Annotated in this window: 13 protein-coding genes; 5 read left to right on the forward strand and 8 right to left on the reverse strand. The window is 35.0% G+C overall.

Features of this window, described 5'->3' with window-relative positions; genetic code table 11:
* Positions 1-20: 20 nt before the first annotated feature.
* The gene (locus JI750_RS11945) at positions 21-1,142 is read right to left on the reverse strand and encodes a hypothetical protein (protein ID WP_202001942.1); all 1,122 of its coding nucleotides are present in this window, start codon (positions 1,140-1,142) and stop codon (positions 21-23) included.
* Between the two features lie 241 nt (positions 1,143-1,383).
* Here JI750_RS11945 and JI750_RS11950 point away from each other — a divergent pair, with 241 nt between their 5' ends.
* From JI750_RS11950 to JI750_RS11965, 4 genes are all read left to right on the forward strand, one after another.
* On the forward strand, positions 1,384-2,733 hold the full coding sequence (locus JI750_RS11950; protein ID WP_202001946.1) for a sigma-54-dependent transcriptional regulator: 1,350 nt from the start codon (positions 1,384-1,386) through the stop codon (positions 2,731-2,733).
* A 2-nt stretch (positions 2,734-2,735) separates the two neighbouring features.
* Positions 2,736-4,070, forward strand: coding sequence for a sensor histidine kinase (locus JI750_RS11955; protein WP_202001949.1), 1,335 nt, complete (start codon positions 2,736-2,738; stop codon positions 4,068-4,070).
* A 107-nt stretch (positions 4,071-4,177) separates the two neighbouring features.
* Positions 4,178-4,774 (forward strand): biliverdin-producing heme oxygenase, encoded by a 597-nt coding sequence (locus JI750_RS11960; protein ID WP_202001951.1) that lies wholly within the window; start codon positions 4,178-4,180, stop codon positions 4,772-4,774.
* Between the two features lie 5 nt (positions 4,775-4,779).
* Positions 4,780-7,056, forward strand: a complete 2,277-nt coding sequence (locus tag JI750_RS11965) for an ATP-binding protein (RefSeq protein WP_202001959.1) — start codon at positions 4,780-4,782, stop codon at positions 7,054-7,056.
* A gap of 116 nt (positions 7,057-7,172) precedes the next feature.
* Here JI750_RS11965 and JI750_RS11970 read toward each other — a convergent pair whose 3' ends face one another.
* Positions 7,173-8,060, reverse strand: a complete 888-nt coding sequence (locus JI750_RS11970; RefSeq protein WP_202001963.1) for a DMT family transporter — start codon at positions 8,058-8,060, stop codon at positions 7,173-7,175.
* A 1-nt stretch (position 8,061) separates the two neighbouring features.
* Positions 8,062-8,583 (reverse strand): GNAT family N-acetyltransferase, encoded by a 522-nt coding sequence (locus JI750_RS11975; protein ID WP_202001967.1) that lies wholly within the window; start codon positions 8,581-8,583, stop codon positions 8,062-8,064.
* Positions 8,584-8,645: 62 nt separating this feature from the next.
* Between JI750_RS11975 and JI750_RS11980 the strand changes: the two genes are divergently transcribed.
* The gene (locus tag JI750_RS11980; protein ID WP_202001970.1) at positions 8,646-9,509 is read left to right on the forward strand and encodes a LysR family transcriptional regulator; all 864 of its coding nucleotides are present in this window, start codon (positions 8,646-8,648) and stop codon (positions 9,507-9,509) included.
* 3 nt (positions 9,510-9,512) lie between these two features.
* On the opposite strand, the gene JI750_RS11985 is transcribed toward JI750_RS11980, so the two are convergent.
* From JI750_RS11985 to JI750_RS12005, 5 genes are all read right to left on the reverse strand, one after another.
* A complete protein-coding gene (locus JI750_RS11985) occupies positions 9,513-9,959 on the reverse strand; it encodes a GNAT family N-acetyltransferase (RefSeq protein ID WP_202001973.1) in 447 nt (148 codons plus the stop codon).
* 402 nt (positions 9,960-10,361) lie between these two features.
* A complete protein-coding gene (locus JI750_RS11990; RefSeq protein ID WP_091132458.1) occupies positions 10,362-10,688 on the reverse strand; it encodes a DMT family transporter in 327 nt (108 codons plus the stop codon).
* A 72-nt stretch (positions 10,689-10,760) separates the two neighbouring features.
* Positions 10,761-11,321, reverse strand: coding sequence for a Crp/Fnr family transcriptional regulator (locus tag JI750_RS11995; protein WP_202001976.1), 561 nt, complete (start codon positions 11,319-11,321; stop codon positions 10,761-10,763).
* A 160-nt stretch (positions 11,322-11,481) separates the two neighbouring features.
* Complete coding sequence (locus JI750_RS12000) at positions 11,482-12,972, reverse strand: TolC family protein (RefSeq protein ID WP_202001979.1); 1,491 nt, start codon at positions 12,970-12,972, stop codon at positions 11,482-11,484.
* 179 nt (positions 12,973-13,151) lie between these two features.
* On the reverse strand, positions 13,152-16,268 hold the full coding sequence (locus JI750_RS12005; protein ID WP_202001982.1) for an efflux RND transporter permease subunit: 3,117 nt from the start codon (positions 16,266-16,268) through the stop codon (positions 13,152-13,154).
* Positions 16,269-16,311 lie beyond the last annotated feature (43 nt).

Raw genomic sequence — 16,311 nt, forward strand, 5'->3', positions numbered from 1 at the left:
TGTTTTTGATTTTTGATTGATTATTGTTTTACTTTTTTTAATTGCATTTTGATTGTGTCTTTATACAATACCATATTCCACTGCATAGAATTGCTGTCGAAATTATTAATTAGAACAGGAATTGTATCAGGATTTTGCAAGTTTCTTTCATACGAAATTACTTTAAAGGTATTTTTTACATCATCAAATCGATATTTCATATAAATAGAGGCGCTGTCGACATACATATTTGGATTTGGGCAGAAAAACATCTTTTCTCTTTCTTCAATATAAATAGTTTTCCATGCAGAACTATCTTTTTCCCATGCATTGTCAGGAATTATTTTGCCATTGCGCGATATGCTTTCAACTTTCCATTTTCCAAAATATCTTTTAGAAAGCTGAACTTTATGGCTATAATAAAGTACAAATAAACATGGTATTATAATGCAAAAGGCTCTTGTTGCAATACGCAATGCTTTATTTTTTACCATAGAATAAGCTTTTGAAGAAGTATTAAAGAGAGCAATTATGTTTTCTTTATATTGCCATAACAAATAAGCTAGACCTAGCATAATTATTATTGAAGTAAAACAAGTAATTGGGCCAATATTGTAAAATATATTAATCAGTAAAATATTAAACATTACTGGCATTAGCAATACTAATCCGAGTAAAACAGATCGTCTGAATAGTAATGCGATACCTCCCGCAATTTGTAATAGGGCAACTATTATAGAAAGACCATAAGAATAGCCATAATATTTCCAAGTTAGTTCTTGGCCTGTTAGCGTGCTTGCCAAAGAATCATTTATATGATAAGAAAAAGAAAAGTTAACGTCTATAATCTTTTCAAAACCAAAAATGCAAACATGAAAGGCAATCCAAAACCGTAATAATGCAATAAGTAGAGTTTTGTATTTTTCGGAGCACGTATTGTTGCTTTTTTCTTTATAATTCCAATAGAATGAAAAGAGAAGCGAAAACAGAATCGCCAATAACAAACTCAACATTCCAGCTACATTTATAAACTTTGATAGATTGTATGGGAGAATAGGTAGTATCACAAAAAGTAAAGCGTTTACTCCGCCTACGATTGAGAGGAAACTTAAATAAAATTTTGATAACCAGCTAGATTGAATTGTTGAATGATTGGTGGTCATAAAAGATAATGGTTTTAGTTGTTTTATTTTTTAGGTTTTAAAATATTTGCAATGTGTAATCGCTATTTATTTTGTTATTTTTACTTCCGAAAGAGGTTAATAATTAATGATTTACAAGTTTTAATGTGATTTTCGTGCCAGTAAATTAAACCTTGTAAACACCTTGTTTTTAAGGGATTATTTTTCTGAATAAATTTAAACTGTCCATAAGTGGACACCTTTCGTCCAAAACTGAACAATAATGAAAAAGACCAACGCATCTATTTTAATCATCGACGATCAGGAAGACATTCTTTTTGCATCAAAAGTCTACCTGAAAAAGTATTTTGAAAACATTTATACGCTCAATAATCCGAAAAATATTGTCGAATTACTGGCAAAAAATGCTATTGATGTTGTATTGTTAGATATGAATTATCGATTAGGATTTGAAGATGGAAGGGAAGGTTTGTATTTATTGAAAGAAATAAAAACGCTTTCGCCCAAAACGATAGTAATTCTAATGACTGCTTTCGGAAAAGTAGAAACGGCCGTTGAAGGCTTAAAATCGGGCGCTTTTGATTATATTCTGAAGCCTTGGGAAAATAAAAAGCTTTTAGAATCGGTAAAACAAGCCGTAGATAAAGCTCGAAAAGAACAGAAGAAAAATAAAGACGTTGAAATAAAAGAAGACTTTTTTGTTGGAAGTTCTGAAATCATAAAAAAGGCTTATTCGTTGGCAGATAAAGTGGCAAAAACAGATGCAAATGTTTTGATTTTGGGCGAAAACGGAACAGGAAAATTTGTTTTGGCACATCATATTCACACACAATCGGAAAGGAAAAATCGGCCGTTTATTGCTGTGGATTTGGGTTCTTTGAATTCTAATATTTTCGAAAGCGAATTGTTTGGTTATGCCAAAGGCGCTTTTACCGATGCTAAAACGGATACGGCTGGACGTTTTGAAATGGCGCAGAACGGAACCATTTTCTTAGACGAAATAGGAAATGTGCCGCTTCATTTGCAATCAAAACTATTGCAAGTTATTCAGACCAAAACGGTAACAAGATTGGGCGAAACAAAAGCAAGACCTTTAAACGTTAGAATTATTACAGCGACCAATTTGAACTTAAAACTAGAAGTTGCCGATAAAAGCTTCCGTGAAGACTTGTATTATCGTATCAATACAATGGAAATTGTTTTGCCTCCATTAAGAGAACGCCATGAAGATAAAATTCCGCTTGCAGAATATCTTTTGGATAAAATGATTGAAAAATACATTCGTGACGAAATTACTTTTGATAAAAAAGTCTTGGAACAGATTGAAAAACACGCGTGGAATGGAAACATTCGCGAAATGGAAAATAAGATTGAACGTGCCGTTATTCTCTGCGAAAACAATACCATCACGGTTTCTGATCTGGATTTAGAAACGATAACGCCTTACGAGGAAAACTCAGATGATATTCAGCTTTCTTCGGTTGAAAAAGCAACGGTTGAAAAAGCACTTCTTAAAAACAACAATAATATCAGCAAAACTGCCGAAGAACTTGGTTTGTCAAGAGGCGCACTGTACAGACGTTTGGAGAAATTTAATATCAATATCGACTAATTATGCTAAGGACTTTACAAACTTACAAACTCCTTTTTCTGCGATTAATTTTTATTGTGATCGGAATCGAATTGTCGCTGTATTTCTTTAGAATTGGTTTGCTTTTTACTGGAATTTTTGGACTCTGCATGGTTTTTCTGTTGGGAAGGGAAATGTATTTTTATGTTAGAAATATGGTCTTGATTTATAATAAAACCATTTCTTCGATATTGCAGGATGATTTTAGTTCCGATTTTTCTAAACATAAATTCAATAGTACTTATAATGAGTTGTTTACTTTGTATGAAACTTTAAAAAGTAAGCAGAATGAGCAAGTTACGAGAGATATTATTTACCGTTCGATTTTAAACAATATAGAATCGGGTGTAATTATTTTGCAGAAACAAGAAAGTGATTGGAGTATTTTTTTGATGAACGATTATTTTTCGAGCCACTTTAATGTTCCGAAAGTTTCTAAATGGAAATATCTTAAAAATCAGCTGCCATCTTTGTGTGAAATAATCGAAGAAGATGATTTTCATGAAATAAAAACTTCAATCGAACTTAGCATAAACGAACAAAGCAAACAGACGTTTGTTTTGCAGGCTTCTCGTACTGAAATTTTTGGACAGGATTATTTTATCGTTTTGTTGGATTCCATTCAGAATGTGGTTGAGAAAAAAGAAAAAGATGCATGGATTAATCTGATGAAAGTGATTTCGCATGAATTGCTAAATTCCATAACACCAATTCGTTCAATCTGCCAAAATTTGGAAGATTTAGTAGAACAAGATTCACTTTCGACAGAAGACTTAGAAGATATAAAAAACAGCGTTCAGACGATGCTGAGACGTAGTGACCATTTGCAGAAATTTGTGGAAGGGTATCGAAAACTAGCTATGTTGCCTTCGCCTAAAAAAGAAAAAGTAGCATTGCCACAGCTGGTTGAAAATTGCATTCAGGTTATGAATCCGTTATTTAGGAAAAGTAATATTGAAGTCAAGAATGCCGTTACCCAAAACTATCTGATCAATGTCGATTCGCAGCAAATAGAGCAGGTATTAATTAATTTATTGACCAATTCGATTAATGCTTTAGAAAACAGTGATCCAAAGCAAATTTCGATTTCGGCGGAAGCCAAAAACAATCGTATTTTTATAAAAGTTTCGGACTCAGGAAAAGGCATTGAAAAAGAAATTGAAGAAAAAATATTTCTTCCGTTTTTTACGACCCGAACCGAAGGAGCAGGAATTGGACTTACTTTGTCTAAAAATATTATTGAAGCGCACGGCGGTTATATTTCGCATAAAACTGAAGGCGGAAAAACATTTTTTGAAATTAGTTTAATTGAAGATTGACAGAATGACGGTTAAAAAGCATTTTTAAAATTCGGCTAATTTTTTTTGTTTAAATTTGTGAAAGAGGAGTTGCCAATTGACTCTTGTAAATAAATAATATTAAAATAATGAGCACAAATCCAACTTCTTCAGTAGCTTCAAGCTTTCTTAATGATCTAAAAACACGAACTGCTGATTCTCATAAAAAATTAGAAGAGCTTCCGGTTTCCATGTCAATTATGTCTCCCGATATGAAAATTGATGAATATGCAAAATACTTAAATCTGATGCATGATGTTCATCAAGATACAGAGGAAACGATTTTTCCTTTATTTGCCAATAAAATCGACGATTTAGAACAAAGAAGAAAAAAACAGCTTATAGAAGCAGACCTTTCATTTTTAAATTACGAATTAACTCCTTTTGAGACAGTTTTTAAGACCAAAGAAATTTCGGTTCCTTTTGCACTTGGTATTTTATATGTTGTTGAAGGTTCAACATTGGGCGGAAGATTTATTTTAAAAAATGTTTCAAAAGTGCCACAACTTTCAGGAGATAAAGGCGTTTCTTATTTTAATGGTTATGGAGAAAAAACAGGAAGTTTCTGGAAAACTTTCTTGAGTTTTCTTTCTGAATATGAACAAGAAAATAATTGTGGAGATGCTATCATAGAAGGAGCTGTATTTGCTTTTGATAGTATTTATAATCACTTTGAGAGTAGATAAAAAGAATGAAGATTAAGGATATAGTTAATCGCGATATCGTTACGTTAACCAACTGTGAGCATGAGCCTATACACATACCAGGTAAGATTCAGCCTCACGGTTTTTTAATTGGTGTTACTTCCAATTGGAAAATAGATTTTTGTACAGAGAATATTTCAGTCTTTTTAGATTTGCTTCACACGCAGGTTTTAGGAAAAGATTTCGCGGCTGTGTTTGGTGCAAATGCAGAAAAGCAAATTCTAGAATATATTAATGAAGATAAAATTCAGGATGTTTTTCCGCTAGAAATAGAGCTCTTCAATAAATTATTTCAAATCAGCATACATAAGAGTCATGATATTTATGTTTTAGAGGCTGAACCTCAATTTCCTGGTAAAGAAAAACTGGCAGACGTTTATACACAGACTATTCAGTTTGTGACGCAGATGAATAATACCAAATCGCTCAAAGATTTGTGCGCACTTGTCGCACAGGGAACACGCGAAATTACTGGTTATGACCGTGTCATGATTTATCGTTTTGACGAACAGTATAACGGCGAAGTTTTTGCTGAAAATTGCCGAGAAGATTTAGAACCTTTTTTAGGATTGCATTATCCGCATACAGATATTCCAGCTCAGGCGAGAGAATTATACATTAAAAATCAGCTTAGATTAATTGTAGATATTGATTATAAGCCAGTTCCTATTTATACCGTTGATGATAAAGAAGGAAAAAATCTCGATTTAAGCCTTTCTATATTAAGGAGCACATCGCCGATTCACGTAGAATATCTAAAGAATATGGGAGTTGGCGCAACCTTGACAATTTCATTAATTCACCATGATAGATTATGGGGATTAATTGCCTGTCATCATTATTCAGAAAAGAATATTTCGCCAGAAATTAGGCTTGCCGCCAAACTTCAAGGGCAATTTATTACGTCTCAAATTGATATTCGCCAATCAAATGATGAGAATATAAATGCGCAGAAAACCAATGTGGCATTCGAACAGCTAACCAGTCTTGATCTTCCGATTTTACAAAATTCATTGGAAACAATTGCGGCAATGCCTCAATTGCTAGAACTTTGTAATGCTGCTGGTGTTTCTATTGTATCCAGAGAAAAAATCTACAAAAACGGATTAACGCCTTCTGATGAAAAGATTATAGCGTTGATTGAAGCTATTACAAATAAATTTCCGAACGAAATCTTTGTAACCAATAAAATCAGCGATGATTTTTCTGAAACAGTAGAAGATTCCAGTTTTGCAGGTATTATTTATCATTCTTTAGGAAATAATGATCATATAATATGGTACAGACCAGAGACCATTTCTGAGATTAATTGGGGAGGCGATCCTGAAAAAAGTATTATAAAGGACAGTAACGGACTTCATCCGAGAAATTCGTTTAATATCTGGAAACAGATTGTCAAAAACCAAAGCAGTAACTGGAAACAATACGAAATTAATGCGGCGGTTAAGTATGCGCATGCTTTACACAATCAGCTTATTTTGATTATGTTGAGTGAAGAAGAAGAGAAATACCGTAGTCAAAGCGAACTATTAAAAGAAACCAATTCGGAACTTGAAAACATCAACTGGATAAGTACACATGATTTGCAAGAACCGTTGCGTAAAATTCAGCTCATTACTTCGAAAATGCTTTCAGAATTGGATGTTATATCTACAGAATCAATTTCAAATTCTTTACAGCGAGTTTCTAAATCTGCCAACAGAATGAGCGGTTTGCTGGAAGATATCCTGAAATATACCCGTATAAAAAACACAAGGGACAAGCTGGAAGAAGTAGATTTAAACAAAATACTGAAGTCTACAATTAAAGAAATGCATGAAACAATTGCAGAAAGTAAAGCTATTATCGAACATGAAAATCTTCCCGAAGTTCACGCTATTAGATTTTTAATGCGCCAGTTGTTTATTAATATTCTTCAGAATTCAATAAAATATGCTTCTTCAGAAAGACAGCCTAAAATTGTAATAACGGCTTCTCAGGAACCTGTTTTGATTCATGACAGATACAAAGTATATTGCCATTGGGTTTGTTTTTCTGATAACGGAATTGGTTTTGAACAGCAATATGCAGAATCTATTTTTAAAGTTTTTACAAGGCTCCATACGCAAGAACAATATACAGGTTCGGGCGTTGGACTTGCTTTATGTAAGAAGATTATGCAGGCAGTTGGAGGAGATATCCGTGCAGAAGGAAAACCAAATCAAGGTGTCGATATTATTATTTATTTCCCTTGCGATCCCGAAGATACACTTTTGGCTTTGTAAACAAATTTTTTTCACGCAGATTCAGCGGATTTAAGCAGATTTTAATAGATTATAAAATAGAATCTGTTTTGATCTGCTTAAATCTATTTAAATCTGCGTGAAATCTTTTAAAAATATTAGCTTTTTCTAATCAGCATTTTTAATTTTTTACTTTTAAAATTGACTTCAGAAATAATAGTCGCTGAGAAAATTAAAGTTCCGCCCAAAAGCAAGCGCCAAGAAAGGTTTTCTCCTAAAATGAAAAACGCTCCAATTGCCCCGAAAACAGGTTCAAACAAATAAATAACCGCTACACGTTCTGCCGATAAATAGCTTTGTGAAATGTTTGAAACCGTGTACATAAATGCTGTAGAAAACAAAGCGCAATAAACGGCACCAAGCCAAAACGTATCGTTTTTAGGAAACCAAACGGCTTGCGAATCTGTGAGGGCAATACAAAAAGTAAATAAAGCGCAAAACGCAAACATAGGAACAATCGAGTACAAAAGATTTTTGGCTGCCGAATGTTTTTCAACCGAAATCAAATAAACCGCAAAAGCAAATGCACCAGAGATGGTAAACAAATCGCCAACGTTTATGGTAAATTTATCGGTTATAGCAATAATAAATAATCCTGTTAAAGCAGTGAGAGCGGCAATCCAGATTTTTAAAGGAGTATTGGTTCTGTAAATGGCTAATTTCAACATCGGAATAATAATTACTGTTAGTCCTGCGATGAAAGAACATTGTGAAGCATCGGTATATTTGAGTGCAGTTGTCTGTAATTGAATCCCTAAAAACATTGGAACTGCAAGCACAAAACCGGTTTTAGTAGCTTCTCGATTGATGTCTTTAACGTATTTCCAGAAAACAATGCTCAATACAGCGACTGCTAACAAGAAACGATAAAATAAAAATATATTGAGCGAATAATTGCCAATTGCCATTTTGGTAACCGAGTAAGAAACTCCCCAAAAAGCAGTGCCAAGAATTAGCAGAAACAATAAAAGCTGTCTTCTTTCCATTTTAAATCAATACTTTTTTCATCATTAAATCAGTTTGTTCATCGTCACCTAATCTAAAAATATGAGTGTCAAATTGTACAAAACCATTTTTAGTATAAAAACTTACAGCTCTGAAATTCTTTTCCCAAACACCAAGCCACATGTATGTTACTTTTAATTCTTCGGCGATTTCTTCTGCTTGAGCATATAATGCCTGAGCCACTTTTTTACCATGAAATTCTTTAGCAACATAAATGCGTTCTATTTCTAAGGCATTTAAATCTTCTTTTTCGGTTTGGGCATCGGCTGTGTTCAATTTTAAGTAACCGACTATTTTTTCATCTAAAACAGCTAAATAGAAATACGATGACGGATTATGCAATTCGGCTGTTAATTTTGCTGTTACAAAGCTTTCATCCAGATATTTTTTCATGTTTTCTTCGCTGTTTACATCGGCAAAGGTTTCAGAAAAGGTTTGTTTGCCAATTGCTTGAAGCTTTAAAACGTCATCAGTTGTGGCTTTGGTTATTTTTAGCGTGTTCATTTTTATTTCTTTAATGCGTTTAAAGCTGTTTTTTATTCTTGATAAATGCGTAAATTGCATCAATGGATTTACAGCAGATAAAATATTTTTTGGCTTTGGCCCGCGAACTTCATTTCTGGAACACCGCCGGAAAAATGAATATTACACAATCAGCACTTAGCCGTCAGATTCAGTCTCTTGAGAATCAGCTTGGCGTGCAGCTGTTTGAACGCAATAAACGCAATGTCAAACTTACTGCAGCTGGCCAATTCTTAAAAGAAAAATGGGAGGTAGAAATGAGTAAATTGGAATTTATTCATCAATCTGCCCGCCAGATTCAGTTGGGGGAGAGCGGTACGATTACCATTTCTCATCCCGATTCTATTTCGGCTTCTCTAATGCCCGAAATTTTGTCGCGCATTTCAGAAGCTTTTCCAAAATTAAAAATCAAGCTGGTTCAGGTGCTGTACGAGAATCAGCAGGATTTTCTGCGAAATTATAAAATAGATCTGGCGATTACCAGAGATATTAATAATGCAAAAGATATTCAATCTCAAAAAATCTATACCGATCACTTAGCAGTTGTTGTTCCCGAGAATCATCCGTATCAAACATTTGAAGATTTAAATAAGGAAACCCTCGCTTCTCAGAAATTTATTTTGCCAACCAATGACGAAGGAAGCAGTTACAGCGACCTTATTCAGAGATTATTCAACTCTTTGGAGAATGCGCCAGAACCTTATCTTCAGTCTGAATTTGGTTCTTCGATAATCGCTTTGGTTCGAAAAGGACTCGGAATCGCAATTTTACCCGATTCATATGTCTTTCATGAAATTCCAGGAATCCGATTTATCAAATTACCGCTAGAAACTGATTTATATGTCAATTGGAGAACCGAAGATCATAATCCGGTACTGGCCAATGTTTTGAAATTGATTATTCCGTAAATATTAAGCTCTTAGCATTCCGATATGCGGAATTCCATCTTCATCATACACTTCTCCTTGTTCTGCAAAACCTAACGATTGATAGAATTTAGAAAGATGATATTGGGCACTGATTCTAATCGGACATTTTCCAAACTTTTCTTCGCAGCCCGCAATCGAAGCTTCCATTAGTTTTACTCCTAAACCTAATCCGCGGTGAGATCTTGCAATTACAACTCTTCCTATTGAAACTTCATCATACGAAACTCCTTTTGGAAGTAAGCGCGTCACACCTGCCAATTCGTTATCGACGTAATACAATAAATGAAAACCTTTTTGGTCTTTATTGTCTAAATCAAGATATGGACAGTTTTGTTCGACCACAAAAACGTCGCTTCTCAATCGGAGCATATTGTATAATTCGTGATTGGTTAATTCATCAAAAGATTTAATGGAATGGCTGAATGTCATTTTTTATTTTAGGCTTTAATTTTTGACAAAGATAAAAGAGAGAATAATGATTAAAAATGCTATTTTTTTATCATGTGATGCTGAAATTGCATTAGTCGTTTTAAATTCCAAGATGAAAAGACAAAACGAATGTGGAAACTTTGTAAAAGTTTAAAACTTTGACAAAGTTCAAGATACAGTTTGTCATTCCGAGGAACGAGGAATCACACTAGAAACTCCGCACAGAATGTCTACAATCTTTGGCGAATCCCGTGTGCGATTCCTCGTTCCTCGGAATGACAAGATTGTGGTTATGAGTAATGGAAAAAAAATAGGGTAAATAATATGTTTAAAAAACAAAAAAAACTTTGTCAAAGCTTTAAAACTTTGACAAAGTTGTATCCAATTCGTGTAATATATTTTTTAGTGAGAAACTGCCTTTAACCCAACAATAGAACCAACTAATGTTGCCAAGAAAAACAATCTCCAGAATGCTGCAGGTTCTTTAAAAATAAAGATTCCAACTAAAACAGTTCCTACAGCGCCAATTCCTGTCCAGACAGCATAAGCAGTTCCTAGCGGAAGGGTTTCTGTAGCTTTCATTAGTAAAAGCATACTTACAGTTAATGAAATAAAGAAACCAATATACCAATAGTACATTTCTGTTCCTGTTGTTGCTTTTGCTTTTCCGAGACATGAGGCGAAGGCTACTTCAAATAGACCTGCAATGATTAAGATAATCCAGTTCATATAGTTAAATTTTATGCTGCAAAGTTCTTTTATGGAAATCAGAAAAAAATTAACAAATGATAAAAAATGAAATTATTTTAATTCTGCACGTATTCTACTTAAACTGACTTGTGTTATTCCCAAATAAGAGGCAATATGTCCTAATTGTACTCTTTGCAGTAATTCAGGATGATCTTTCATTAATTCCAAATAGCGTTCAGATGCATTTTTGAATTGTTTAGAAATCAAACGTTCTTCGGTTTTTATCAATTCTTTTTCGGCAAATTTTCGTCCCCAATTGGCAATGTGAACATCTTCATTAAAGAGTTTTCTCAGATTTTCCGTTTTTAGTTCGTATAATTCACAATCTTCCAAAAGCTCGATGGTTTCATATCCGGGCTGATCTTCGACATAACTTTTCATTGAAATGATGGTTTCGCCTTCTTTTCCAAACCAGAAAGTAACTTCATTATCTCTTTCTACATAAGCTCGCACCAATCCTTTTTTTATAAAGTAAATATTCGATTCTACTTTATTGGCTTTTAGCAAAATATGCCCTTTAGCAAAAGCAATTTCAGTAACATTGTTTTGCAAAGCAAGCTTAGATTGTTCAGGAAGTTGGTGTATGTAATCTAGAATTTTGGAAATATCCATCAACGGAATTTTAGTATTTTGGAATAAAGGTAAAAAGTAAACGGTAAAATGAGTGTTGGTTTTATAAAAAAAAATCCCGTTTCAAAATAGAAACGGGACTTAAAAACAACCTCTGCGATGAGCTATTATAAACAGAAGCCATTTTTGACCAACATATAAACTAATTTATTCCTCCGCCTAAAGCTTTGTAGAGCAATACTTGTGAGTTTGCATTTCGAAGTTGGATATCAACAAAATCCAATTCGGCCTGCAATTTATTTTTTTGCGCATTGATGATTTCCAGATAATTGGCATAACCGCTCAAATACAAATCGTTTGAGACATTTACGGCAATTTCTAGATGATCAATTTCGTTCAATTTATATTTTAAAACATCTTCGTAAGCTTCGTTTCTATGTAGCAAAGCACTTAACTCATTGAAAGCTGTCGTCACTGCATTTTGATATTGAAGGAATGAGATTTCCTGTCTTCTGTTCGAAACATAAAATTCCTGTTTGATTTGTCCTTTATTGAAAACAGGAGCCGTTAATCCGCCCAATAATTGCCAAGCAAAAGAACCTGCGTCAAATAAAGTGTTGAACGAAAACGAATTGAAACCTGCATAACCGCCCAGATTTACAGTTGGGAAAAAGGCAGCGCGAGCCGATTTAGCATCTGCGTTACTTGCTAATAATTCGAAGTAAGCTTCAGACACATCTGGTCTTTTATGAATGATAGAATCTACGCTTATTTTTTGGTTTAAAACCTCTAAATGTCCAGCTAAGAAATCACTGCTTCGGTCAATTTTTCCGCCATATTCACCCAAAAGCGTCAATAAAGCTTTTTCAGTCTGATCGATGCTTAATTTCAATTCTGAAGCTTCGGCATGAATGTTATTGTTTTGCGCATTAAACTGCTGTACAGCCAATTCTGTAGCTTTTCCAACCGATCTTTGTGCCGAAACAATATCAAGAGCTCTTTCCTGCGTTTTTAAGTTGTTATCGTAAATTGCTGCCTGTTTGTCTAGAGCGACAAGTTTAAAATACAAATCAGCAATATCGCCTAAAAGCCTTGTCTGTAACAATCGCATTCCTTGCTGAGAGGCAAAAAATCGCTGCTGCGCGGCTTTTTTACGATTGCTTAGTTTTCCCCAAATGTCAGCTTCCCAAGAAACTTTTGCTCCTAGAAAAAAGTTAGGAGTAACATCTTCGTTGATTCTCTGTTTGTCTGTAATATTCTGAGAGAAGTTAGTATCGTAATTACCAACACCTTCCATCGTATATTTTCCGTAGTGCGTTCCAGAAGCATCTGCCACAAGATCTAAAGAGGGAAGAAGTGCCAGTTTTGCTACTTTTAAATGCGAATTGGCAATAAGAATTCTTTCCTGCATGATTAAATAATCAGGATTTTTGGCAATAGCTTTCTTTAATAAAACTTCTAGTTTTGGATCTTTAAAAAAGGTTTCTGTCTTTAACGGAATAAATGTCTCGTTTGATGCTTCTTTTCTTTGTGTATCAAAATTTTCTGGAAGCTTTGCAGCGTCTAGTTTGTTACTGACTTTAGGTGCAGAACAAGCTGTCAAAAGTAAAATTCCGGTTATTACAACGGCACTTTTGGTTGTCCTTAGAAACTGCACATCAGCATTTTTATATTGATTTAATATCTCTTTCATTGTTTAATTTATTTGTTGAATCTGTTTTTTAACACATAGAAACATAGATTTTCTTTTTTTTGAAAAGGGAGTTGAAAGAAACTAGTTTCTAATACATAGTCTATGTGTGTTTATGCTAGTGAAACGCCTTTTTTTACGCTTTTTTATTCTATGAATCTATGTGTTTAAAAAATTACTCATTAAGATTTGCTCATTCGTTTTTCCAATTTCGCAAACAGTATGTAAAGTCCTGGAATAATCAAAAGACCAAATACAGTTCCAATTAACATTCCACCCGCAGCTGCTGTACCAATCGAACGGTTACCAATTGCACCCGCACCAGAAGCAATACACAACGGAATCAATCCTGAAATAAAAGCAAAAGAGGTCATCAAAATAGGGCGGAAACGAAGTCTTGCTCCTTCAATTGCTGCTTCGACAATATCACGTCCGAGTTTGTTCTGTGCCATTGCAAATTCTACAATCAGAATGGCGTTTTTGGCGAGCAGACCAATCAGCATGACGAGTGCTACTTGAGCGTAAATGTTATTGTCAAGTCCAACCATTACAAGCGCAATGTAAGAACCAAAAACTCCAACCGGAAGACTCAATAATACTGGGAACGGAAGCAATAAACTTTCGTATTGTGCGGCAAGTAATAAGTATACAAATAGTATACAAAGCGCAAAAATGTATATGGTTTGGTTTCCTGATAAAATCTCTTCACGCGTCATACCAGACCATTCCAGTTCAAAACGGCTTGGTAGTTTTTCTGCAGCAATTTTTTCAACAGCGGCAATGGCATCTCCAGAGCTATAACCTTCGGCTGGTTCACCGTTAATCATAGCCGACATATACATGTTGTAACGCGTTAAAACTTCTGGTCCGTAAACTCGTTCTAATTTGATGAAGGTAGAAAACGGAACCATTTCGCCTGCTTCATTTTTCAAATACATATCCAAAATACTTTCTGGATTTTGACGGAATTGCGGACTTGCCTGAACCATTACTTTATACATTTGAGAAAAACGGATAAAATTGGTTGCATAAAATGAACCTAGCATGGTCTGTAAAGTTGACATGGCATTGTCTACCGAAATTCCTTTTTTGGCTGCTAAATCATAATCAATATGAATTAAATACTGAGGGAAAGTGGCATCAAAACTCGAGAATGAATTCTGGATTTCTGGCGAAGCATTTAATTCTTTTATGAATTCTTTGGTTACCTTATCGGTGTTTGTGATGCTTCCTCCAGATTTGTCTAGCAAACGAAGCTCAAAACCACTGGTATTACCAAAACCAGGAACAGTTGGCGGTGCAAAAATCTCGATTTGTGCGTCGGAAATGTTTTTGGTTTTTTCTGTAAGTTCTGCCATGAATTCGGTTACCGAAATATCACGTTCGCTCCAGTCTTTTAGGTTGATCATTCCCATTCCGTATGAAGCTCCAGCGATTTCGGTTACAATACTGTATCCTGCAAGAGTCGTTACGTTATCTACACCTTTAATTCCTTGAGCAATTTTGGTTACTTCGTCCAAAGCTTTTTCGGTACGTTCTACCGTTGCTCCTTGTGGCGTTGTAACACTCACGTAAACCATTCCTTGATCTTCAGTTGGGATGAATCCTGACGCTAAGAATTTGGTTGTTCCCCAAGTTAATACGCAAAAAAGCACTAATAAACCAACGGTTACAGTGTTGCGATCAGCGAATTTCACTAATACTTTGATGTATTTTGAAGTAATGTTATCAAACCAATGATTGAATCTATGGAAGAAACGATCTAAAAGCGATTTTTTCTCTTTATTAGGATCGTGCGCTTTCAGCATAATAGCACAAAGGGCAGGAGTAAGCGTAAGGGCGTTAATACCCGAAATCACGATACTAATTGCCATTGTCAATGAGAACTGCCTATAGAAAACCCCAACAGGACCACTCAAGAAAGCAACTGGAATAAATACGGCAGCCATTACAATCGTAATCGCTATAACGGCACCTGTAATTTCTTTCATGGCACTAATGGTAGCTTCCATTGGCGACATATGTTCTTCGGAGATTTTTACGTGAACGGCTTCGACGACGACAATCGCGTTATCGACCACAATTCCGATGGAAAGTACCAAAGCGAAAAGTGTCAACAAGTTAATCGAGAATCCCATCATCGACATAAAGGTAAACGAACCAATAAGCGCGACAGGAACTGCTAATACTGGAATCAAAGTCGATCTCCAATCTTGAAGGAAAAGGAAAACGACGAATGCTACCAGAATAAAGGCTTCAACTAAAGTTCTTAATACTTCATGAATCGAAGCGTCAAGGAAACGCGAAACGTCGTATGCAATATTAAATTCCATTCCTGGAGGAAAAGAAGAGACTTTCAATTCTGCCATTTTTTCTTTTACGCTGGCAATAACTTCAGATGCATTTGAACCTGGACGCTGTTTCAACATGATCGATGCCGAAGGTTTTCCGTCGGTTTTAGAAACCATTCCGTAACTCATTGCGCCAAATTCGATTTTTGAAATGTCTTTTAATCTTAAGATCGTTCCGTCTGAATTGGCTCTCAACGGAATTTCTTCGTATTGTTTTGGCTCAAAGAATTTTCCGCCGTACTTAATTACGTATTGCAGTTGATTGTTCATTTGCCCTGAACCTTCACCCACTTTTCCTGGAGCGGCAGAAATGTTTTGTTTTTGAAGTGAATTTATGACTTCATTTGCTGAAATGTTGTACGAAAGCATCTTTTCGGGATCTAGCCAGACACGCATCGAATATTCTTTTTGTCCCATGATTTCGGCACGTCCGACACCATCAATACGTTTTAATTCCTGAAGAATATTAATATCGGTAAAGTTGAAGATAAACTGCTCATCCTGAGTTTTGTCGGTACTTGTAATGTTCAAGTACATCAACATACTGTTTACCTCTTTTTCGGTTGTAACTCCGGCACGAATTACCTCTTCTGGAAGTTCGTCCAGTATTGTGGTTACACGGTTCTGCACGTTTACTGCAGCTAGATCGGGGTCGGTTCCTACTTCAAAGAAAACCTGAATTAAAGTCAAACCATCATTAGAAGTTACGGTTGACATATACGTCATTCCAGGAACTCCATTTATGGCTCTTTCTAAAGGTAGGGCGACGGCATTGGCAGAAACCTCTGCGTTTGCTCCTGTATATTTTGCTGTAACGGTTACAGACGGTGGTACAATATCTGGGAATTGGGTAATAGGAAGCTGAAACAACGCCAGCAATCCCAGAAGGACTATCATAACCGAGATGATTAATGACAATATTTTCCTCCTGATAAATAACTCTATCATTTTAAATGTTTTAGATAAATAATTAAATAACTGTTTTACAGAT

The organism is Flavobacterium tagetis (assembly GCF_016735615.1).
GTDB lineage: Bacteria > Bacteroidota > Bacteroidia > Flavobacteriales > Flavobacteriaceae > Flavobacterium > Flavobacterium tagetis.

What these genes read in the sequence shown, in the direction of transcription:
- JI750_RS11955 (WP_202001949.1), top strand. Translation starts at nt 2,736, where the DNA reads ATGCTAAGGACTTTACAAACTTACAAACTCCTTTTTCTGCGATTAATT.
- JI750_RS11965 (WP_202001959.1), top strand. Translation starts at nt 4,780, where the DNA reads ATGAAGATTAAGGATATAGTTAATCGCGATATCGTTACGTTAACCAAC.
- JI750_RS11990 (WP_091132458.1), bottom strand. Translation starts at nt 10,688, where the DNA reads ATGAACTGGATTATCTTAATCATTGCAGGTCTATTTGAAGTAGCCTTC.
- JI750_RS11950 (WP_202001946.1), top strand. Translation starts at nt 1,384, where the DNA reads ATGAAAAAGACCAACGCATCTATTTTAATCATCGACGATCAGGAAGAC.
- JI750_RS11975 (WP_202001967.1), bottom strand. Translation starts at nt 8,583, where the DNA reads ATGAACACGCTAAAAATAACCAAAGCCACAACTGATGACGTTTTAAAG.
- JI750_RS11980 (WP_202001970.1), top strand. Translation starts at nt 8,646, where the DNA reads ATGGATTTACAGCAGATAAAATATTTTTTGGCTTTGGCCCGCGAACTT.
- JI750_RS11945 (WP_202001942.1), bottom strand. Translation starts at nt 1,142, where the DNA reads ATGACCACCAATCATTCAACAATTCAATCTAGCTGGTTATCAAAATTT.
- JI750_RS11960 (WP_202001951.1), top strand. Translation starts at nt 4,178, where the DNA reads ATGAGCACAAATCCAACTTCTTCAGTAGCTTCAAGCTTTCTTAATGAT.
- JI750_RS12005 (WP_202001982.1), bottom strand. Translation starts at nt 16,268, where the DNA reads ATGATAGAGTTATTTATCAGGAGGAAAATATTGTCATTAATCATCTCG.
- JI750_RS11985 (WP_202001973.1), bottom strand. Translation starts at nt 9,959, where the DNA reads ATGACATTCAGCCATTCCATTAAATCTTTTGATGAATTAACCAATCAC.
- JI750_RS12000 (WP_202001979.1), bottom strand. Translation starts at nt 12,972, where the DNA reads ATGAAAGAGATATTAAATCAATATAAAAATGCTGATGTGCAGTTTCTA.
- JI750_RS11995 (WP_202001976.1), bottom strand. Translation starts at nt 11,321, where the DNA reads ATGGATATTTCCAAAATTCTAGATTACATACACCAACTTCCTGAACAA.
- JI750_RS11970 (WP_202001963.1), bottom strand. Translation starts at nt 8,060, where the DNA reads ATGGAAAGAAGACAGCTTTTATTGTTTCTGCTAATTCTTGGCACTGCT.